The 18,922-nt window shown below is 72.3% G+C and carries 22 protein-coding genes; 2 read left to right on the forward strand and 20 right to left on the reverse strand.

The annotated features are described in order from the left end of the window. Positions 1-6 precede the first annotated feature (6 nt). The 10 genes from lgt to hisI all read right to left on the reverse strand — a co-directional run bounded on the left by lgt (position 7) and on the right by hisI (position 8,720). Complete coding sequence (gene lgt / locus AB0H82_RS14280) at positions 7-981, reverse strand: prolipoprotein diacylglyceryl transferase (RefSeq protein WP_362992339.1); 975 nt, start codon at positions 979-981, stop codon at positions 7-9. An 88-nt stretch (positions 982-1,069) separates the two neighbouring features. Further along, positions 1,070-1,852, reverse strand: a complete 783-nt coding sequence (locus AB0H82_RS14285) for a thioredoxin domain-containing protein (RefSeq protein ID WP_362992341.1) — start codon at positions 1,850-1,852, stop codon at positions 1,070-1,072. 63 nt (positions 1,853-1,915) lie between these two features. After that, positions 1,916-2,731, reverse strand: a complete 816-nt coding sequence (gene trpA, locus AB0H82_RS14290) for a tryptophan synthase subunit alpha (RefSeq protein WP_362992343.1) — start codon at positions 2,729-2,731, stop codon at positions 1,916-1,918. After that, positions 2,728-4,014: a tryptophan synthase subunit beta gene (gene trpB / locus AB0H82_RS14295; protein ID WP_362992345.1), complete on the reverse strand. Its 1,287-nt coding sequence runs from the start codon at positions 4,012-4,014 to the stop codon at positions 2,728-2,730. The genes trpA and trpB overlap by 4 nt, the downstream gene beginning before the upstream one ends. Positions 4,015-4,310: 296 nt before the next feature. Continuing rightward, positions 4,311-5,120 (reverse strand): indole-3-glycerol phosphate synthase TrpC, encoded by an 810-nt coding sequence (gene trpC / locus AB0H82_RS14300; RefSeq protein ID WP_362992347.1) that lies wholly within the window; start codon positions 5,118-5,120, stop codon positions 4,311-4,313. Between the two features lie 140 nt (positions 5,121-5,260). Beyond that, complete coding sequence (locus tag AB0H82_RS14305) at positions 5,261-5,686, reverse strand: DUF2752 domain-containing protein (protein ID WP_362992349.1); 426 nt, start codon at positions 5,684-5,686, stop codon at positions 5,261-5,263. A gap of 100 nt (positions 5,687-5,786) precedes the next feature. After that, positions 5,787-6,011 (reverse strand): HGxxPAAW family protein, encoded by a 225-nt coding sequence (locus AB0H82_RS14310; protein ID WP_362992351.1) that lies wholly within the window; start codon positions 6,009-6,011, stop codon positions 5,787-5,789. A 131-nt stretch (positions 6,012-6,142) separates the two neighbouring features. Beyond that, positions 6,143-6,790 (reverse strand): TIGR02234 family membrane protein, encoded by a 648-nt coding sequence (locus AB0H82_RS14315; RefSeq protein ID WP_362992353.1) that lies wholly within the window; start codon positions 6,788-6,790, stop codon positions 6,143-6,145. Between the two features lie 7 nt (positions 6,791-6,797). After that, a complete protein-coding gene (locus tag AB0H82_RS14320; protein WP_362992355.1) occupies positions 6,798-8,315 on the reverse strand; it encodes an anthranilate synthase component I in 1,518 nt (505 codons plus the stop codon). Between the two features lie 9 nt (positions 8,316-8,324). Then, positions 8,325-8,720 carry a phosphoribosyl-AMP cyclohydrolase gene (gene hisI / locus AB0H82_RS14325; RefSeq protein ID WP_362992357.1) on the reverse strand — a complete coding sequence of 132 codons (396 nt, stop codon included), beginning with the start codon at positions 8,718-8,720 and terminating at the stop codon, positions 8,325-8,327. Between the two features lie 82 nt (positions 8,721-8,802). On the opposite strand from hisI, the gene AB0H82_RS14330 reads away from it, so the two are divergent. Then, positions 8,803-9,438, forward strand: coding sequence for a TIGR03085 family metal-binding protein (locus AB0H82_RS14330; RefSeq protein WP_362992359.1), 636 nt, complete (start codon positions 8,803-8,805; stop codon positions 9,436-9,438). A 24-nt stretch (positions 9,439-9,462) separates the two neighbouring features. Here the strand turns inward: AB0H82_RS14330 and AB0H82_RS14335 are convergent, their stop codons facing one another. From AB0H82_RS14335 to hisD, 10 genes are all read right to left on the reverse strand, one after another. Beyond that, a complete protein-coding gene (locus tag AB0H82_RS14335) occupies positions 9,463-10,704 on the reverse strand; it encodes an MFS transporter (protein ID WP_362992361.1) in 1,242 nt (413 codons plus the stop codon). Next, on the reverse strand, positions 10,701-11,294 hold the full coding sequence (locus tag AB0H82_RS14340) for a helix-turn-helix domain-containing protein (RefSeq protein ID WP_362992363.1): 594 nt from the start codon (positions 11,292-11,294) through the stop codon (positions 10,701-10,703). Before AB0H82_RS14340 ends, AB0H82_RS14335 begins: the two co-directional genes overlap by 4 nt. A gap of 72 nt (positions 11,295-11,366) precedes the next feature. Then, the gene (gene hisF / locus AB0H82_RS14345; protein WP_362992365.1) at positions 11,367-12,122 is read right to left on the reverse strand and encodes an imidazole glycerol phosphate synthase subunit HisF; all 756 of its coding nucleotides are present in this window, start codon (positions 12,120-12,122) and stop codon (positions 11,367-11,369) included. Next, on the reverse strand, positions 12,119-12,514 hold the full coding sequence (locus AB0H82_RS14350) for a Rid family hydrolase (protein WP_362992367.1): 396 nt from the start codon (positions 12,512-12,514) through the stop codon (positions 12,119-12,121). The genes hisF and AB0H82_RS14350 overlap by 4 nt, the downstream gene beginning before the upstream one ends. After that, complete coding sequence (priA, locus tag AB0H82_RS14355; protein ID WP_362992369.1) at positions 12,511-13,236, reverse strand: bifunctional 1-(5-phosphoribosyl)-5-((5-phosphoribosylamino)methylideneamino)imidazole-4-carboxamide isomerase/phosphoribosylanthranilate isomerase PriA; 726 nt, start codon at positions 13,234-13,236, stop codon at positions 12,511-12,513. The genes AB0H82_RS14350 and priA overlap by 4 nt, the downstream gene beginning before the upstream one ends. After that, positions 13,233-13,874 carry an imidazole glycerol phosphate synthase subunit HisH gene (gene hisH, locus AB0H82_RS14360; protein ID WP_362992370.1) on the reverse strand — a complete coding sequence of 214 codons (642 nt, stop codon included), beginning with the start codon at positions 13,872-13,874 and terminating at the stop codon, positions 13,233-13,235. The genes priA and hisH overlap by 4 nt, the downstream gene beginning before the upstream one ends. Positions 13,875-13,891: 17 nt before the next feature. Next, the gene (locus AB0H82_RS14365) at positions 13,892-14,056 is read right to left on the reverse strand and encodes a hypothetical protein (RefSeq protein ID WP_055563286.1); all 165 of its coding nucleotides are present in this window, start codon (positions 14,054-14,056) and stop codon (positions 13,892-13,894) included. A gap of 4 nt (positions 14,057-14,060) precedes the next feature. Next, positions 14,061-14,654: an imidazoleglycerol-phosphate dehydratase HisB gene (gene hisB, locus AB0H82_RS14370; protein ID WP_362992372.1), complete on the reverse strand. Its 594-nt coding sequence runs from the start codon at positions 14,652-14,654 to the stop codon at positions 14,061-14,063. Beyond that, positions 14,651-15,772 carry a histidinol-phosphate transaminase gene (locus AB0H82_RS14375; protein ID WP_362992374.1) on the reverse strand — a complete coding sequence of 374 codons (1,122 nt, stop codon included), beginning with the start codon at positions 15,770-15,772 and terminating at the stop codon, positions 14,651-14,653. Before AB0H82_RS14375 ends, hisB begins: the two co-directional genes overlap by 4 nt. Continuing rightward, entirely contained in the window at positions 15,769-17,109 is a 1,341-nt protein-coding gene (gene hisD, locus AB0H82_RS14380) for a histidinol dehydrogenase (protein ID WP_362992376.1), read from the reverse strand. The genes AB0H82_RS14375 and hisD overlap by 4 nt, the downstream gene beginning before the upstream one ends. A 223-nt stretch (positions 17,110-17,332) precedes the next feature. Between hisD and AB0H82_RS14385 the strand changes: the two genes are divergently transcribed. Beyond that, positions 17,333-18,847, forward strand: a complete 1,515-nt coding sequence (locus tag AB0H82_RS14385) for an oxidoreductase (protein ID WP_362992523.1) — start codon at positions 17,333-17,335, stop codon at positions 18,845-18,847. Positions 18,848-18,922 lie beyond the last annotated feature (75 nt).

Consider the following 18,922-nt stretch of genomic DNA (forward strand, 5'->3'; position numbering starts at 1 on the left):
GGAGTGTCAGCTCTTCGGCTCGGCCGAGGACTTCGCCCCGTCGGTGTCCTCGGCGGCCTTGTCGGCCTTGTCGGCCTCGGTGTCCTTCGAGCCCTTGGAGTCCTCACCCTTGGTGAGCTTCACGGCGTCACCGGCACCGTCACCGCCGCCTTCGACCTCGCCGGAGGCGCCCGGCTCGACGATCTCCTCACGGCCGGGGCGGGTCCTCGCCGACATCACGAAGTAGGCGACCGCCAGGAGGAAGACCACGATGGCGGTCCACACGTTCAGCCGGAGGCCGAGCACGTGGTGCGCGTCGTCGACCCGCATGTACTCGATCCAGCCGCGCCCGGCGCAGTACGAGGCGACGTACAGCGCGAACGCCCGGCCGTGTCCGAGCTTGAAGCGACGGTCGGCCCAGATGACCAGGACGGCGACGCCGATGCACCACAGCGACTCGTACAGGAAGGTGGGGTGGTACGTGCCGGGGACCCGGCCGTCCTCGGCGGAGGTGATCTTCAGCGCCCAGGGCAGGTCCGTGGGCTTGCCGTACAGCTCCTGGTTGAACCAGTTGCCCCAGCGGCCGATGGCCTGCGCGAGGGCGATGCCGGGGGCCAGCGCGTCGGCCCAGGCCGGCAGCGGGATGCCCCGGCGGCGGCAGCCGATCCAGGCGCCGACGGCGCCGAGCGCGATCGCGCCCCAGATGCCGAGGCCGCCCTCCCAGATCTTGAAGGCGTCCACCCAGTCACGGCCGTCGCTGAAGTACAGCTGGTAGTCCGTGATCACGTGGTAGAGACGCCCGCCGACGAGGCCGAACGGCACGGCCCACACGGCGATGTCGGCCACGGTGCCTGACCGGCCCCCGCGAGCGATCCATCGCTTGTTGCCGAGCCAGACGGCTACGAAGACGCCGATGATGATGCAGAACGCGTAGCCGCGCAACGGGATGGGTCCGAGTTCGACCACACCGCGCGACGGACTGGGAATGAAGGCAAGGTCCATGACACGACCGACGCTACCGTGCCGGGCGTCGGGGGCGGCAACCGGTCCGGCTACGGGTGCATAACAGGAGCGCCGCCGCCCCCGGGCGTCACGTGCGGTTCGCCTCTGCCACCAGCTGCTTCAGCTTCTGGGGCGTCAGCGGCTTCTGCGGGTCCCCGAAGATGTCCTTGCCGTCGAGGCGCACGGTGGGCGTGCCGCGCAGCTTCGCGTCCTGGAAGGCCTTGTTGGACTTGTCGACCCAGCTGTCGTGCGTGCCGTCCTCGACGCACTTCTTGAAGGAGTCGGTGACCAGTCCGTCGACCTCACCGGCGAGCTCGATCAGCCTGTCGTTCTTGCCGAACGCGTCGTCGGGCTCCGGGGGCTGGTTCTTGAAGAGCACGTCGTGGTACGGCGTGAACTTGCCGGCGTCCTGGGCGCACGCCGCTGCGTTGGCCGAGCGGCGGGAGCCGCTGCCGCCCATGTTCCCGTCGATGAGGGTGGCCAGGTGGTACTCGACCTTGAGCTGTCCCTTGTCGGCGAGCTCGTGGATCGTCGAGCGGAAGCCGTCCTCGAACTGCTTGCAGGCCGGGCAGCGGAAGTCCTCCCAGATGGTGAGGGTCGACTTGGCGCTGTCCTTGCCGACGGGGATGGCCGGCCCGTCCTTGTCGGCCGCCCCCTTGGGCGCGACCACCGGGCCCGCCGAGTCGTCCTTCTTGTCGTCGCCGGCATGGGCGGCGAGCAGCCCGACCACGGCGGCGAGGCCGAGGACACCGACCACCGCGGCGCTCACGATCAGCGCCCTGCGCCGCTTGTCGCGGGCCTTCTGCCGCTCTCGCTCTGCCGCCATCCGCGCGCGGGCCGATCGCTTTTCCTCACGGTTCTTCTCGCTCACACCCCGCCAAACGAACCGGGGAGGCACGAGCGTGCCTCCCCGGTCCAGGTCCACCCGTACGAGTTACGCGGTGCCGCGGACCCCGTCCGCGAGCTCACCGGCGAGGGCGCGCACGGCGGCCAGGCCCGCGGCCTCGTCCGGCGCGTCGAGCATCCGCTGCACGAAGGCGGAGCCGACGATCACTCCGTCGGCGAAGCCCGCGACCTCGGCGGCCTGGCGGGCGTTGGAGACGCCGAGGCCGACGCAGACCGGCAGCTCGGTGGTGGCCTTGGTGCGCCGCACCAGGTCCTGCGCCTGCTCGCCGACGGACTCGCGGGTGCCGGTGACGCCCATCAGCGAGGCCGCGTAGACGAAGCCGGAGCCCGCCGCGGTGATCGTGGCGAGCCGCTCGTCCTTGCTGCTCGGCGCGACGACGAAGACCGTCGCCAGGCCGTGCTTCGCGGCGTGCTCCCGCCACAGCGCCGACTCCTGGACGGGCAGGTCGGGCAGGATGCAGCCCGCGCCGCCCGCCTCGGCGAGTTCGGCGGTGAAGCGCTCCACGCCGTAGCGGTCGATCGGGTTCCAGTACGTCATGACGAGCACCGGCTTGCCGGTCGCCTCGTGGGCCTCGCGGACGGTGCGCATGACGTCGCGGATCTTGAGGCCGCCGCGCAGCGCGATGTCGTCGGCGGTCTGGATGACCGGGCCGTCGAGCACCGGGTCGGAGTGCGGCAGGCCGACCTCGACGACGTCGGCGCCGCCCTCGAAGACGGCCTTGACGGCCGCGATGCCGCCGTCGACGGTGGGGAAGCCCGCGGGCAGGTAGGCGATGAGGGCGGACCGGCCCTCGGCCTTCGCGGCCGCGAGGGTCTCGTCCAGCAGTCTGACGTTGCCGCTCACTTGGCGTCCCCCTCGATCTCCGCGCCGGTGCCGGGCTCGTCGGCCTCGACGGTGGCGTCCGTGTCGTACAGGCCGAAGTAGCGCGCGGCCGTGTCCATGTCCTTGTCGCCGCGCCCGGAGAGGTTGACGACGATCAGCCCGTCCTCGCCGAGCTCCTTGCCGACATCGAGCGCCCCGGCGAGCGCGTGGGCGCTCTCGATGGCCGGGATGATGCCCTCGGTCCTGGAGAGCAGCCGCAGGGCCTGCATGGCCGCGTCGTCGGTGACCGCGCGGTACTCGCCGCGGCCGCTGTCCTTGAGGTAGGCGTGCTCGGGGCCGATGCCGGGGTAGTCCAGGCCCGCCGAGATCGAGTAGGGCTCGGTGATCTGGCCCTCCTCGTCCTGGAGGACGTAGGAGCGGGAGCCGTGCAGGATGCCCGGCTCGCCCGCGGTCAGGGTGGCCGCGTGCTCGCCGGTCTCGACGCCGTGTCCGGCGGGCTCGCAGCCGATGAGGCGTACGTCCGCGTCGGGGATGAAGGCGTGGAAGAGGCCGATGGCGTTGGAGCCGCCGCCGACGCAGGCGACGGCGGCGTCGGGCAGCCGCCCGGCGCGCTCCAGGATCTGGCGGCGGGCCTCGACGCCGATGACGCGGTGGAAGTCGCGGACCATGGCGGGGAAGGGGTGCGGTCCCGCGACGGTCCCGAAGAGGTAGTGGGTCCTGTCCACGTTCGCCACCCAGTCGCGGAACGCCTCGTTGATGGCGTCCTTCAGGGTGCGGCTGCCGGACTTCACGGCGACGACCTCGGCGCCGAGCATCCGCATGCGGGCCACGTTCAGGGCCTGGCGCTCGGTGTCGATCTCGCCCATGTAGATGGTGCATTCGAGGCCGAAGAGGGCGCAGGCGGTGGCCGTGGCGACGCCGTGCTGTCCCGCGCCGGTCTCGGCGATGACGCGGGTCTTGCCCATGCGCTTGGTGAGCAGGGCCTGCCCGAGCACGTTGTTGATCTTGTGCGAGCCGGTGTGGTTCAGGTCCTCGCGCTTGAGGAAGACGCGGGCACCGCCGGCGTGTTCCGCGAAGCGGGGCACCTCCGTGAGGCTGCTGGGCCTGCCCGTGTAGTGGACGAGCAGGTCGTCGAGCTCGCGGGCGAACTCCGGGTCGCTCTTCGCCTTGTCGTACTCGACGGCGACCTCGTCCACGGCGGCGACGAGGGCCTCCGGGATGAATTTTCCGCCGAAGGCGCCGAAGTACCCGTCGGCGCTGGGGACTTGACCCTCGGGGTCAGGAATGAAGTATTCGCTGGGCATGGCTGGATCCTTGTCAAGAACGGCGATGACAACGGGTGCTGGCGCGCGCCCCTCCAGGGGCGCGGGGAACTGCGCGACAAGCCCAAGACGGGCCGCTGCCGCGACGAAACCCTGGCCGGCAACGGCGCGGGGCTCTTCAGCTCAGGCGCCGCCCTGCCATCGCATTCCGGGGATCTGACCGGGCTCGGCCCCGATGTGGTACCGCACCCGCCTGCCCCGCACCCGCCGCGCGGGCGCCCGGCAGCCGCGGGGGCGGCAGCCGGGTGCGAGGCGGGCGGAGATCGGCATCGGGAGGGTCAGCTCCGTCCGTGCCGGAGCGCCGGGTGCGTGCCCGCGGCGACCAGGTCGGAGACCGCGCCCTTCGGATCGCGGCCGGTCACCAGGGACTCGCCGACCAGCACCGCGTCGGCGCCCGCGTTGGCGAAGGCGATCAGGTCGTGCGGCCCGCGCACACCGGACTCGGCGATCTTGACGACGCTGTCCGGCAGCTCGGCGGCGACCCGCTCGAAGGTGGAGCGGTCGACGTTCAGGGTCTTCAGGTCGCGGTTGTTGACGCCGATGACGCGCGCGCCCGCGTCCACGGCACGCTCCGCCTCGTCCTCGTCGTGCACCTCGACGATCGGCGTGAGGCCGATCGATTCGGCACGCTCGATCAGGGACTCCAGGGCGGGCTGCTCCAGGGCGGCCACGATCAGGAGCGCGAGGTCCGCGCCGTACGCCCGGGCCTCCCAGAGCTGGTACGAGGTGACGATGAAGTCCTTGCGGAGCACCGGGATGTCGACCTTGGCGCGGACGGCCTCCAGGTCGGCGAGCGAGCCGCCGAAGCGGCGCTCCTCGGTGAGCACGGAGATGACGGCCGCGCCGCCCGCCTCGTAGTCGGCGGCGAGACCCGCCGGGTCGGCGATCGCGGCGAGCGCGCCCTTGGAGGGGCTGGAGCGCTTCACCTCACAGATGACCTTGACGCCGTCGCCGCGCAGGGCCGCCGCGCCGTCCTTGGCCGCGGGAGCCTTGGCCGCACGCTCCTTGAGCTCGTCGAGGCTGACGCGTGCCTGCCGCTCCGCGAGGTCGGCACGGACTCCGTCGATGATCTCGTCGAGCACACTCACGCGAGCGGCCCCCTTCCCTGACGGTTGAGCTGACGTTCAAGCTGGTCACTGCGATGGTATCCGCAGGAGGGCGAAGGCCTCGCATCCGGTTGACAGCCGTCCCACGACCTGGACATTCACCACCCGTCCGGCCTGCACCTTCAGGGATGCAGCCAGGACCCGAACGGCAGATTCCGTACGACGGTGAAGAGCGCGACCAGGGCGCCGACGCCCCACAGCTGCAGCGGCCCCAACTCGATGCGCACCGGCCGCCCGCGCACCGTCCTGATCACCCAGGCGATCCACAGCACGGCGAAGAGTGCGTACCCGGCGACGGCGAGCGCGTTGGCGCCGAGGGCCGCCGCGAAGTCGCCGTGGACGAACGCGTGCGCGCTGCGCAGGCCGCCGCAGCCCGGGCAGTAGAGGCCGGTGAGGCGCAGCAGCGGGCAGGCGGGGTAGTGGCCGGGTTCGTTCGGGTCGACGGCGCCGACGTACGCGAAGGCGCCGGCGACCGAGGCGAGCACGCCGGCCGGGACGAGCAGGCGGGTCAGGACGGCGGGGGCGGCGCTGTCGGGTTCGGCGGTCACCCGTGCATTATGCGGAAGAGGCGGCCCTGGCACCTGCCGGACCGCCTCCTGTCGTACGCCTCGTACGCCTCGTACGCCTCGTACGCCTCGTACGGCGGAGTCAGCTCTCGGCGCCCGCGGCCCGGCGGTGCGGACGCTTGTCCTGGCCCAGGCCCATGAGGCGCATGATGCCGCCCACGATGCCGCCGATCGCGATGATGGCCATGCCGGCCCAGAAGCCGGGAACGTTGGCCATCACCATGAAGGCGCCCGCGACGCAGAAACCGACGAAGGCGATGATGGAACCGGTCCAGGCGGCCGGGGTGTGTCCGTGGCCGTGCGCCATGAAAGTGCTCCTTGTTGCTGTGTGCGCGGCGGTTGCTGGGGAGCCCGTCGCGCTGCGGACGCTCGCTGTCATTGTCCCGTACTCGCGCGTATGCCCCGAGCGCGGGGGTCATGTTGCGGGAGAGCGGGGGCTCAGGTTCCGCGGGTCGGGTCCTCGCCGCGGTCGAGGGCCTTCCACAGCTCCTCGGGCCGCTCGGGGTCCGCGACGCGGCGGGCCTTGCGGGGGCTCGGCGAGCCGTCGCGTTCGTAGCGTCCCGACATCGCGGGCCAGGAACGGCCGTACGTGAGGGCGAGGAGCCCGGCGAGCAGGATCAGGACGCCCGCGGCGGCCGCGGCGTACGGCCAGCCGGTGTGGCTCAGGTCGCCGATGGTGGCGGCGGCGTCGCCGGAGGCGGTGGCGGCCTTCTCGTCGAGCGCGTCGCTGTCGTCGGCGCCGAGCAGGGCGGCGGCGACGATGCCCGCGCCGCTGAGCGTGAGCAGCAGGGAGACGAGGAAGCGCCCGGCGCGGCGGACCGCGAAGACCGCGACGAGCGCGGCGAGGCCCACTATGGCGAGGGCCGCGGGCACGCCGGTGACGTCGCTGCCCTTGGCGGTCAGCGGCAGCTCGCCGCCGGCCACCGACGCGGTGCCGTGGGCCCAGTCCTGGCGGGAGGCGAGCAGGGCGAGGGCCGCGCCGACGGCGCCGAGCAGCAGCGCGGCGGCGATGCTGCGCCGGCTGCTGCGCTGGGCGCGGCTCTCGGACACGGCCTCGGTACGGGGCGGAGGTACGGCAGAAGTCACCCGTCCACTATCCCTCACGGCCCGAACGGTCGTGCAGCCGGTTCGCCGTGTGGATGGCGCGCAGCACGGCGGCGGCCTTGTTCCGGCACTCGGTGTCCTCGGCGACGGGGTCCGAGTCGGCGACGACCCCGGCTCCGGCCTGCACGTATGCCGTGCCGTCGCGGAGGAGGGCGGTGCGGATGGCGATGGCGGTGTCGGAGTCGCCCGCGAAGTCGAGGTAGCCGACGCAGCCGCCGTACAGGCCGCGCCGGGACGGTTCGAGCTCGTCGATGATCTGCATCGCGCGCGGCTTGGGGGCGCCGGAGAGGGTGCCCGCGGGGAAGCAGGCGGTGAGGACGTCGAAGGCGGTGCGGCCCTGGGCGACCTGTCCGGTGACCGTCGACACGATGTGCATGACGTGGGAGTACTTCTCGATGGACATGAAGTCGACGACCTCGACGGAGCCCGGTTCGCAGACCCGGCCCAGGTCGTTGCGGCCCAGGTCGACGAGCATCAGGTGCTCGGCGCGCTCCTTGGGGTCGGCGAGCAGTTCGTCGGCGAGCGCCTGGTCCTCGCGCGGGGTGGCGCCGCGGTGCCGGGTGCCGGCGATGGGGTGGACCATGGCGCGCCCGTCCTCGACCTTGACGAGGGCCTCGGGCGAGGAGCCGACCACGTCGAAGCCGTCGAAGCGGAAGAGGTACATGTACGGCGACGGGTTGGTGGCGCGCAGCACGCGGTAGACGTCCAGCGCCGTCGCGGTGCACGGGGTCTCGAAGCGCTGCGAGGGCACGACCTGGAAGGCCTCGCCGGCCCGGATGCGTTCCTTGATGTCCTCGACGGCTTCCTGGTACTGCTCGCCGCCCCACAGGGCGGTGTACTCGGGGAGCTCGGAGGGCGGCAGGGCGGCCGGGGGCTGGGAGACGGGCCGGGAGAGGTCGGCCTCCATGGCGTCGAGGCGGGCGACCGCGTCGGCGTACGCCTCGTCGACGCCTGTCTCCAGGTCGTTGTGGTTGATCGCGTTGGCGATCAGCATGACCGAGCCGTCCCAGTGGTCGAGGACGGCGAGGTCGCTGGTGAGGAGCATGGTCAGCTCGGGCAGGTGCAGGTCGTCGCGGTCGCCGGGGCCGATCTTCTCCAGGCGGCGCACGATGTCGTAGCCGAGGTAGCCGACCATGCCGCCGGTGAAGGGCGGCAGGCCGTCGGCGCTGACCACGTCGCGCGGGGTGTGCAGTATGCCGATGGTGGCGCGCAGTGCGGCGAGCGGGTCGCCGGAGGTGGGCACGCCGACGGGCGGGGTGCCGAGCCAGTGGGCCTCGCCGTCGCGGACGGTGAGGGCGGCGGCGCTGCGGACGCCGACGAAGGAGTAGCGAGACCACAGGAACGCGGCGCGGCCGTTCTCCGCCGACTCCAGGAGGAACGTGCCGGGGCGTTCGGCGGCGAGCTTGCGGTAGAGCCCGACGGGGGTGTCGCCGTCCGCGAGGAGCTTGCGGCTGACGGGGATGACGCGGCGGTCGGTCGCGAGCTTGCGGAAGGTCTCCAGGTCCATGGCAGGACCCTACTGACCGGGCGCGGGCGCGCCGGGCACGGGAAGCACGGGCAGCACGTCGGTGTCGAAGCAGGTGCGGGTGCCGGTGTGGCAGGCCGCGCCGACCTGGTCGACCTGGACGAGGACGGTGTCCGCGTCGCAGTCGAGCGCCACCTCCTTGACGTACTGGAAGTGCCCGGACGTGTCGCCCTTGACCCAGTACTCCTGGCGGCTGCGCGACCAGTAGGTGCAGCGCCCGGTGGTGAGGGTGCGGTGCAGCGCCTCGTCGTCCATCCAGCCGAGCATCAGCACCTCACCGGTGTCGTACTGCTGGGCGATGGCGGGGACGAGCCCGTCGGCGCTGCGCCTGAGGCGCGCGGCGATGTCCGGGTCGAGGTTGCTGCTGGGCGGGGGCACGCTGGTCATGGGCCCATTGTGCCGCCCTCGGGAGGCGCTTCTGGCGGGCGTCCACTGTGCGGACCGGTGGCACGGTCGTAGGCTGGCTGGTATGTCGACCCATGCGAAGCGTGAACGACTTCTTCTCGCCGACCTGTTGGAGGCGGAGGGGCCCGAGGCGGCCACTCTGTGCGAGGGCTGGAAGACCCGTGACCTCGCGGCCCACGTGGTGGTGCGCGAGCGGCGCGCCGACGCGGCGGGCGGGCTGCTGATCAAGCAGCTCGCGGGGCGCCTGGAGCGGGTGCAGGCCGAGTTCGCCGCGAAGCCGTACGAGGAGCTGATCCAGCTCATCCGGACGGGGCCGCCGCGTTTCTCGCCCTTCGCCCTGAAGCAGGTGGACGAGGCGTCGAACGCCGTCGAGTTCTACATCCACACCGAGGACGTGCGCCGCGCGCAGCCCGACTGGACGCCGCGCGAGCTCGACCCGGTCTTCTCGGACGCCCTGTGGTCCCGTCTCGAACGCACGGCCCGTCTGGTGGGCCGCAAGTCACCGGTGGGCCTGGTCCTGCGCCGCCCGGACGGCCGGACGGCGGTGGCGCACCGGGGCACTCCGGTGGTGACGGTGACCGGTGAGCCGTCCGAGCTGCTGCTGTTCGCGTTCGGCAGGCAGCAGGTCGCCGACGTCGGTCTCGACGGCGACAAGGAGGCGATCGCCGCGCTGCACGAGACCAAGCAGCTTGGCCTCTGAGCGGACCGCTGCGAACCGGCTTGCTCAGCGCGGGAGTTCGGCGCGGCGCAGGGAGCGCGCGCAGAGGCCGACGACGCCTCCGGCCGCGCTGAGCGCCGCGCTCGCGGCGAACACGGGCCCGGCGCCCCAGGCGCCGATCGCCGCGCCCGCGACGGGGAAGCTCAGCGGGGCGACGCCCGTGGTGAAGAACGTGACCACGGACGTGACACGGCCCAGGTAGGCGGGGTCCGTCACCGTCTGGGCCAGGGTGCCGATGACGGCGCCGCCCAGGCCGGTGAGCAGGCCCACGCAGAGCCCGGCCGCCGTCGCGGTCACGACGGAGGGGGCGAAGGCGATCGCGCCCAGGGCGACCGAGCCGCCGATCACCGCCCAGGACAGGACGAGCCCGGCGTGCGGAACGCGGCCGCGGACGGCGATGAGGAGGGCGGCGCACCCCGCGCCGACGCCGAAGCCGCCGATGATCCAGCCCTGTCCCGATGCGCCCCAGCCGCGTTCCTCGGCGAGCAGGACGAGCCCGATGTTGGCGGGCCCGGCGAAGCCCAGCTCCATCACGGCGGCGGTGACGACGAGCGGGGCGAGGACGCGGTGGCCGCGGATGTAGCGCAGTCCGTCGACGAGTTGCCGCCCGGCCGGTTCCGTCCGCCCCGCCGCCTCCCCGGGGGCGAGGTCGCGGACCCGTACTGCGAGAAGCAGCACCAGCGACACGGCGAACAGCGCCCCCGCCGCGCCGAACCCCGCCACCGGCCCGCCGGCCGCCACCGCGAGGCCGCCCAGCGGCGCCCCGGCCACCGTGGCGACGCGCTGCGCGAGCCCCCGCATGCCCTGCACGCGGCCCAGCTGGCCCGGCGAGGTGATGCGCGGGGGCAGCGCGCCCACGCTCGGCAGGAAGAGGGCGTCGACCGCGCCGAAGACGAGGGCGAGGGCCGCGAGCGGCCAGATTCCGGGCGTGGCCACCAGGAGCAGCACGGTCACGGCAAGGATCACCGCGCACCGCACCGCGTCGCTGCCGATGACCACGCGGCGCGGCCCGAAGCGGTCGGCGACGACTCCCCCGCCGAGCATGAGCGCGGCGCGCGGGACGGCCCCGACGGCGAGCACGAGTCCGGCCTGGGCGGGGCTTCCGCTGCGGGTGGCGGCCCAGGACAGCGCGAGGAAGTAGAGGCTGTCGCCGACCATCGAGGCGGTGTAGGCGCCGAGCCAGCGCAGGACGTTGCCGTCGCGGTGGGCGGGGCGTTCCGTGCGGGGGGCCGCGGCTGTGCCGGTCACAGCGATCGGAAGGGAAAGGCCTTCAGGTCGAGCAGCACGTTCTCGCGGCCGTCCGTGTCCCCGGCCTCCTCGGCGGCCCTGGCCCGCTGCTCGTGCGCGCGGATCACGGCGTGCAGTTCCTCGGTGAGGGCGGTGAGCTCGGCGGGGGTGTAGCGGCCGAGGAAGTCGGAGCTGTCGGCGGCGGAGCGCCACTCGGGGCTCCAGGCCGCGCGGTGGTCGAGCCAGGCGCCGAAGAGACGGGTGTGCTGCTCGTGGAGGGCGCGTGTCGTGGCGGCGAGCGCGGCGGCCTTCTCCGGGGTGTCCTCGAAGTCGCCGCTGCTGAAGGAGAGCGTTTCCTGCGCGGGGGTCCACCACCGTTCGCGCCCGTCGCCCCGCTGCGCCTGCGGTGCCTCCTCGATCAGGCCGTGCTCGGCGAGCTTGCGCAGGTGGTAGCTGACCAGGGACACGGCTTCGTCCACGTCGTCGGCGAGCTGCGAGGCGGTGGCGGCGCCGGCGACTTTCAGCGCCCCGTAGAGCTTCAGGCGCAGGGGGTGCCCGAAGGCCTTCAAGGTGCCTACGTCGGTCACTCGGCGCTTCTGTTGTCTGCCCATGACCTCACCGTAGATAGAAAAGAAAAGTTGCACAACAAATGTTGCGCAACTTTTCTTTTCTATCCGGGTGGCCTACCGAACCGGGTGCCCCGCCCCCCGCAGCGTCTCCTTGACCTCGCCGATCCGCAGATCCCCGAAGTGGAAGACCGAGGCCGCCAGCACCGCGTCCGCGCCCGCCCCGATGGCCGGCGGGAAGTGGTCGAGGCGGCCCGCGCCGCCGGAGGCGATCACCGGCACGGTGACGTGCTTGCGCACCGCCGAGATCATCTCGATGTCGTAGCCGTCCTTCGTGCCGTCGGCGTCCATCGAGTTGAGCAGGATCTCGCCCGCGCCGAGCTCGGCGGCCCGGTGCGCCCACTCGACGGCGTCGATGCCTGCGGACTCGCGGCCGCCGTGGGTGGTGACCTCGAAGCCGCCCGACGCCGTCCTGCGCGCGTCGACCGACAGGACGAGCACCTGCCGCCCGAACCGCTCCGCGATCTCGCGGATCAGGTCGGGGCGGGCGATCGCCGCCGTGTTGACGCCGACCTTGTCCGCGCCCGCCCGCAGCAGCTTGTCCACGTCCTCGGCGGTGCGCACGCCGCCGCCCACCGTGAGCGGGATGAAGACCTGCTCGGCGGTGCGGCGGACCACGTCGTACGTGGTCTCGCGGTTGCCGGACGACGCGGTGATGTCCAGGAAGGTCAGCTCGTCGGCGCCCTCCGCGTCGTACACCTTGGCCATCTCGACGGGGTCGCCCGCGTCGCGCAGGTTCTGGAAGTTGACGCCCTTGACGACGCGGCCGTTGTCCACGTCGAGGCAGGGGATCACGCGTACCGCGAGCGTCATGCGGTGGCTCCTCGGTAGGCTTCCAGTTCCACTTCGACCAGGATGCGCGAGTCGACGAAGCCGGAGACGACCACCATGGTCATCACCGGGCGCACGGAGTCGAAGACCTCCTTGTGCGCGCGTCCCACCGCGTCGACGTCCCGCGCGTGCGTGATGAGGAGACGCACGGCGGTCACGGACTCGGGGCCGAGCCCGAACTCGGCGATCGCCGCGAGCGCGTTGGCGACGGCGACCCGCGTCTGTTCGTAGGGATCGCCCTCGCCGTACAGGATGTCGCCCTTGAAGGACGTGGTGCCGCCGACCACGACCCGGTCGCCCGCCTCGACGGCCCGGGCGAAGCCGAAGGACTCCTCCCAGGGGCTGCCGCTCTGCACTCGTCGTACGCCACTCATCGGGAGACGGCCTCCAGCGCTTCCTCCAGCGTGAACGCCTTCGCGTACAGCGCCTTGCCGACGATCGCGCCCTCGACGCCGAGCGGCACGAGCTCGGAGATGGCGCGCAGGTCGTCCAGGGACGAGACCCCGCCGGAGGCGACGACCGGGCGGTCCGTCGCCGCGCACACGTTGCGCAGGAGCTCCAGGTTGGGGCCCTGCAACGTGCCGTCCTTGGCGATGTCGGTGACCACGTAGCGCGCGCAGCCCTCGTTGTTCAGGCGCTCCAGGGTTTCGTAGAGGTCGCCGCCGTCGCGGGTCCAGCCGCGGCCGCGCAGCGTCGTGCCCCGTACGTCGAGGCCGACCGCGATCTTGTCGCCGTGCTCGGCGATGACCTTGGCGACCCACTCGGGGGTCTCCAGGGCGGCGGTGCCGAGGTTGACACGCGTGCAGCCGGTGGCGAGGGCGGCGGCCAGCGAGGCGTCGTCGCGGATGCCGCCGGACAGCTCGACCTTGATGTCCATGGCCCCGGCCACCTCGGAGATCAGCTCGCGGTTGTCGCCGGTGCCGAACGCCGCGTCCAGGTCGACCAGGTGCAGCCACTCGGCGCCCGACCGCTGCCAGGCGAGGGCGGCCTCCAGCGGGGAGCCGTAGGAGGTCTCCGAGCCGGACTCGCCGTGGACGAGGCGTACGGCCTGGCCGTCGCGGACGTCGACGGCGGGAAGGAGTTCGAGGGTGCTCACAGGGTTCCGATCCAGTTGGTGAGGAGCTGGGCGCCGGCGTCGCCGGACTTCTCGGGGTGGAACTGGGTGGCGCTCAGGGCGCCGTTCTCGACGGCCGCCACGAAGGGCTCGCCGTGCGTGGACCAGTGCACGTACGGGGCGCGCATCGCCGGGTTCGCGACTTCCAGGGTCCAGTCGTGCACGGCGTAGGAGTGCACGAAGTAGAAGCGGGCGTCGTCGCCCAGGCCCTTGAAGAGCGGGGATCCGGCGGAGGCCTGGACGGTGTTCCAGCCCATGTGGGGGACGATCTCGGCCTTCAGCGGCTCGACCGTGCCCGGCCACTCGTCCAGGCCCTCGGTCTCCTCGCCGTGCTCGATGCCGCGCGCGAAGAGGATCTGCATGCCGACGCAGATGCCCATCACGGGACGGCCCCCGGAGAGGCGGCGGCCGACGATCCAGTCGCCGCGCGCCTCCTTCAGGCCCCGCATGCAGGCGGCGAAGGCGCCGACGCCGGGCACGAGGAGGCCGTCGGCGTTCATGGCCCTGTCGTAGTCACGGGTGATCTCGACGTCGGCGCCCGCGCGCGCGAGGGCGCGCTCGGCGGAGCGGACGTTGCCGAAGCCGTAGTCGAAGACGACGACCTTCTTGGGAGAGCTCATGTCGCGTACTCCTCCCGTCAGTTCCAGTAGTCGAGCCGCAGGATGCCCGCGGCCAGGCACATCGCGGCGCCGATCGAAAGCAGCGTGATCAGGCTCTTCGGCATGCCCTGCTTGACGAAGGAGATGATGCCGCCGATCAGGAAGAGCCCGACGACGATCAGGATGGTGTTGAGACCGGTCATGGGTTTACAGCGCGCCCTTCGTGGACGGAAGGATGCCGGCCGCGCGCGGGTCGCGCTCGGACGCGTAACGCAGCGCGCGGGCCAGCGCCTTGAACTGGCACTCCACGATGTGGTGGGCGTTGCGGCCGTACGGCACGTGGACGTGCAGCGCGATCTGGGCCTGCGCGACGAAGGACTCCAGGATGTGCCGGGTCATCGTCGTGTCGTACTCGCCGATCATCGGCGCCATCTTCTCGGGCTCGGTGTGCACGAGGTACGGACGGCCGCTCAGGTCGACCGTCACCTGGGCGAGCGACTCGTCCAGCGGGACGGTGCAGTTGCCGAAGCGGTAGATGCCGACCTTGTCGCCGAGCGCCTGCTTGAAGGCGGCGCCCAGCGCGAGCGCGGTGTCCTCGATGGTGTGGTGCGAGTCGATGTGCAGGTCGCCCTCGGTCTTGACCGTGAGGTCGAAGAGGCCGTGGCGGCCGAGCTGGTCGAGCATGTGGTCGTAGAAGCCGACGCCGGTCGACACGTCGACCTTGCCGGTGCCGTCGAGATCGATCTCGACGAGGACCGACGTCTCCTTCGTGGTGCGTTGGACCCGTCCTACGCGGCTCATGCGTGTCGCTCCTTCTTCAGTTCGCGTACCGCATCGAGGAACGCGTCGTTTTCGGCGGGGGTTCCTGCGGAGACCCGCAGCCATCCCGGCACTCCGTTGTCCCGTACGAGGACGCCCCGGTCGAGGATGCGCTGCCAGACCTCATGGGCGGCGCCTTCGCCTTCGAATCGCCCGAACTGCACGAAGTTGGCGTCGGAGTCGGTCACCTCGTACCCCATCGCGCGCAGCTCGGTGACGAGGCGGTCGCGCTCGGCCTTGAGCTGCTCGACGTACCCGAGCAGGGTGTCCGTGTGCTCCAGGGCGGCGAGCGCGGTGGCCTGTGTGACCGCCGACAGGTGGTACGGCAGGCGTACGAGCTGCACCGCGTCGACGACCGCCGGGGCGGCGGCGAGATAGCCGAGGCGCAGCCCGGCGGCGCCGAACGCCTTCGACATGGTGCGGGAGACGACGAGGTGCGGGCGCCCCGCGATCAGCGGGAGCAGCGAGTCGCCGTGGCTGAACTCGACGTACGCCTCGTCGACCACCACCATGGACGGCTTCGCGGCCTGCGCGGCCTCGTACAGGGCGAGGACCGCCTCGGCCGGGACGGCGTTGCCCGTGGGGTTGTTGGGTGTCGTGATGAAGACGACGTCCGGCTGGTTCTCGGCGATGGCCTTCGTGGCCGCCTCGACGTCGATCGTGAAGTCGTCGTGGCGCGGGCCCGAGATCCAGCCGGTGCCGGTGCCGCGGGCGATGAGGCCGTGCATCGAGTACGACGGCTCGAAGCCGATGGCCGTGCGGCCGGGTCCGCCGAAGGTCTGCAGGAGCTGCTGGATGACTTCGTTCGAGCCGTTGGCCGCCCAGACGTTGGCGAGGGTGACCTCGTGCCCGGTGGTGCGGGTGAGGTAGCGCGCCAGCTCGGTGCGCAGCTCCACGGCGTCCCGGTCGGGGTAGCGGTTGAGGTCGCGGGCGGCCTCGCGGACCCGCTCGGCGATGCGCTCGACGAGCGGTTCGGGCAACGGGTACGGGTTCTCGTTGGTGTTCAGGCGGACGGGCACGTCGAGCTGGGGCGCGCCGTAGGGGGACTTGCCGCGCAGCTCGTCGCGGACGGGGAGGTCGTCGATGCGTACGTCGCTCACTGGCCCGGCACCTTCCAGCCGAACCTCGCCTTGATCGCGGCGCCGTGCGCGGGCAGGTCCTCCGCCTCGGCGAGCGTCACCACGTGGTGGGCGACCTCGGCGAGGGCGTCGCGGGTGTAGTCCACGATGTGGATGCCGCGCAGGAACGACTGGACGCTGAGGCCCGAGGAGTGGCAGGCGCAGCCGCCGGTGGGCAGGACGTGGTTGGAGCCCGCGCAGTAGTCGCCGAGGGAGACGGGTGCCCAGGGGCCGACGAAGATCGCGCCCGCGTTCTTGACGCGCCCGGCGACGGCGGTGGCGTCGGCGGTCTGGATCTCCAGGTGCTCCGCGCCGTACGCGTCGACGACCCGCAGGCCCTCCTCCAGGCCGTCGACCAGGACGATCGCGGACTGGCGGCCGCTCAGCGCCGGGACGATCCGGTCCTCGACGTGCTTGGTGGCGGCGATCTGCGGCGCCAGCTCCTTCTCGACCGCGTCCGCGAGCGCCACGGAGTCCGTGACGAGGACGGCGGCCGCGAGCGGGTCGTGCTCGGCCTGGCTGATCAGGTCGGACGCGACGTGCGCCGGGTCGGCGGTGTCGTCGGCGAGGACCGCGATCTCGGTCGGGCCCGCCTCGGTGTCGATGCCGATGCGGCCGGTGAAGTAGCGCTTGGCGGCCGCGACCCAGATGTTGCCGGGGCCCGTGACCATGTTGGCGGCGGCGCAGGTCTCGGTGCCGTACGCGAACATCGCGACGGCCTGGGCGCCGCCGACCGCGTACACCTCGTCGATGCCGAGGAGGGCGCAGGCGGCGAGGATGGTCGGGTGCGGCAGCCCACTGAAGTCACCGCAGTCGGCCTGCGGCGGGGACGCGAGCGCCATCGATTCGACGCCGGCCTCCTGCGCCGGGACGGCGTTCATGATCACGGAGGACGGGTAGACGGACCGGCCGCCCGGGGCGTAGAGCCCGACGCGCTCGACGGGCACCCACTTCTCGGTGACCTTGCCGCCGGGCACGACCTGGACGGTGTGCGGGGCGCGGCGCTGCTCGCGGTGGACGGCGCGAGCGCGGCGGATGGACTCCTCCAGAGCCGCCCTGACCTGCGGGTCCAGCTCGTCGAGGGCCCGCGTGAGCGCCGCGGCGGGCACCCGGACCTGGTCAAGGCGCACCCCGTCGAACTTCTCCGCGTACTCGATCAGCGCCGCGTCGCCACGATGATGCACGTCCTCGCAGATGGGCCGCACCTTCTCCAGGGCGGCCGCGACGTCGAAGTCGGCACGGGGCAGCAGGGCGCGCAGGGCGGCCCCCGACGGGAAGTCCGTGAGGGTGTCGCCGCGCAGATCGATTCGAGAGATCACATGGCCAATTCTCTCAGACCTTCTTTCGAGGTCGGTCGCCCGTATCACTGGCTGATATGAGCCACGGAAGACCGTGTTCACCCCTGGCGTTCAGCCGGTCACAGAGCGGGCATGAAACGGGTGTACGAGGGAGACGCGCACCGCGGGACGGAGGGTGGTAGCAGTGGTCGACGACGCCGCTGCCGGCGACCCGCCGGACGGGTTGACCGCCGCCGAGATCGGCATGTGGCAGGCCTTCCGGAACGGCAGCGTCTACGACCTCCGATCGGGTGATCCGGCCGCCGACGATCCGCACGGCGGGCACCCCTGGGGCCCCGAGCGCAGCGTGCGGGCGCGCATCGTGTGCTGGCTGCTGCTCGACGGGCCGCCGGCGCTGGCCGGCCGGGTGTCGTCGCTGAAGCTGGCGGGCGTGCAGATCACCGATCCGCTCGACCTCGCGGGCGGCACGGTCGTCCCGTACACCGAGATGAAGCACTGCCGCTTCGAGAAGGAGGTCCTGCTCCCCGAGGCCCGCTTCGCGACGCTGCGGCTCGTCGACTGCTCCATCCCCCGCATCGAGGCCGCCCGGCTGCACACCGAGGGCGATCTGCACCTGCCGCGCTGCCGGGTGCACAACGGCATCCGCCTCACGGACGCGCACATCGGCACCGACCTGCTGCTCAACCAGGCGGTGGTCTACCGCGACCGGCGCGGCCACTCCATCACCGGCGACGGCCTCACCGTCGGACAGGACCTGCAGGCCGAGATGATGGAGTCGCACGGCCAGCTGAGCCTGCGCGGCGCGAAGATCGGCGTCTCGCTCAGCCTGCGCGGCAGCAGACTGATCAACCAGTACGGCCGACAGGCCCTCAACGCCCCGCAGATGACCGTCGAGCGCACCCTGTACCTGACCCCGGCGGCCGTCGGCAATCCGCCGCAGACCAGCGGCACGACCCCGGCCCGCGGCACGCGCGTGCAGCACTTCGAGTGCGTGGGCGGCATCCGTCTCGACGACGGCCGCTTCGGCGACGCCATCGACTTCGCGCACGCCCGCTTCACGCTCCGGCAGGACCAGGAGATCTCGCTGCGCCGCGTCCAGACGCCCGAGCTCCGCTTCCTCGGCGAGGCGCCGCGGCGCGGCAAGGTCGTGCTGTCCGGCGCCAAGGTCGTCAACCTCATCGACAGGGCGACCAGCTGGCCCGGGCCCGGCGGCCTCCAGATGGGCGGTTTCACGTACGAGAACCTCGTGCCGCAGGGCAGCTTCCCGCTCTCCAGGCGCCTCGACTGGGTGCAGGCCGCCACGGCCGAGTACAACCCGGAGCCGTACGAGAAGCTCGCCGCCGTCCTGCGCAACGGCGGTGAGGACGCCGACGCCCGCGAGGTCCTCCTCGCCAAGCAGCGGCGGCGCCGCGAGACCCTGCCACTGGCCGGGAAGCTCTGGGGGTACGCGCAGGACTGGACCGTCGCCTACGGCTACCGGCCGGGCCGGGCCGCGGTGTGGATGGCCGTGCTGTGGGCGGTCAGCGCCGTGGCGTTCTCGCGCGCCGACCATCCGGCGATCAAGCCCGGCGAGCACCCGCACTGGAACCCCGCGCTCTTCGCCCTCGACCTGCTGCTGCCCGTCATCAACCTCGGCCAGGACACGTACTGGCAGCTGCACGGCGGCTGGCAGTGGTTCTCGACCGCGCTGATCCTGCTCGGCTGGGTCCTCGCCACCACGGTCGCGGCGGGCGCGACCCGGCTCCTGCGCCGCAACTGAACTCCGCCGGGGGCGGTGGCCGGCGGCTGAACCGTTATGCGCCGCCGGGCAACCATCGCCCTCCCCCGGCCGTCA

The organism is Streptomyces sp. NPDC050732 (genome assembly GCF_040654255.1).
Taxonomy (GTDB): domain Bacteria; phylum Actinomycetota; class Actinomycetes; order Streptomycetales; family Streptomycetaceae; genus Streptomyces.

Bases quoted from the DNA above. Each gene is read 5' to 3' on its own strand.
- lgt (WP_362992339.1), bottom strand. From the start codon at position 981: ATGGACCTTGCCTTCATTCCCAGTCCGTCGCGCGGTGTGGTCGAACTC.
- trpB (WP_362992345.1), bottom strand. From the start codon at position 4,014: ATGCCCAGCGAATACTTCATTCCTGACCCCGAGGGTCAAGTCCCCAGC.
- AB0H82_RS14310 (WP_362992351.1), bottom strand. From the start codon at position 6,011: ATGGCGCACGGCCACGGACACACCCCGGCCGCCTGGACCGGTTCCATC.
- AB0H82_RS14320 (WP_362992355.1), bottom strand. From the start codon at position 8,315: ATGGACCTGGAGACCTTCCGCAAGCTCGCGACCGACCGCCGCGTCATC.
- hisI (WP_362992357.1), bottom strand. From the start codon at position 8,720: ATGACCAGCGTGCCCCCGCCCAGCAGCAACCTCGACCCGGACATCGCC.
- AB0H82_RS14330 (WP_362992359.1), top strand. From the start codon at position 8,803: ATGTCGACCCATGCGAAGCGTGAACGACTTCTTCTCGCCGACCTGTTG.
- AB0H82_RS14340 (WP_362992363.1), bottom strand. From the start codon at position 11,294: ATGGGCAGACAACAGAAGCGCCGAGTGACCGACGTAGGCACCTTGAAG.
- hisF (WP_362992365.1), bottom strand. From the start codon at position 12,122: ATGACGCTCGCGGTACGCGTGATCCCCTGCCTCGACGTGGACAACGGC.
- AB0H82_RS14350 (WP_362992367.1), bottom strand. From the start codon at position 12,514: ATGAGTGGCGTACGACGAGTGCAGAGCGGCAGCCCCTGGGAGGAGTCC.
- hisH (WP_362992370.1), bottom strand. From the start codon at position 13,874: ATGAGCTCTCCCAAGAAGGTCGTCGTCTTCGACTACGGCTTCGGCAAC.
- AB0H82_RS14365 (WP_055563286.1), bottom strand. From the start codon at position 14,056: ATGACCGGTCTCAACACCATCCTGATCGTCGTCGGGCTCTTCCTGATC.
- hisB (WP_362992372.1), bottom strand. From the start codon at position 14,654: ATGAGCCGCGTAGGACGGGTCCAACGCACCACGAAGGAGACGTCGGTC.
- AB0H82_RS14385 (WP_362992523.1), top strand. From the start codon at position 17,333: ATGTGGCAGGCCTTCCGGAACGGCAGCGTCTACGACCTCCGATCGGGT.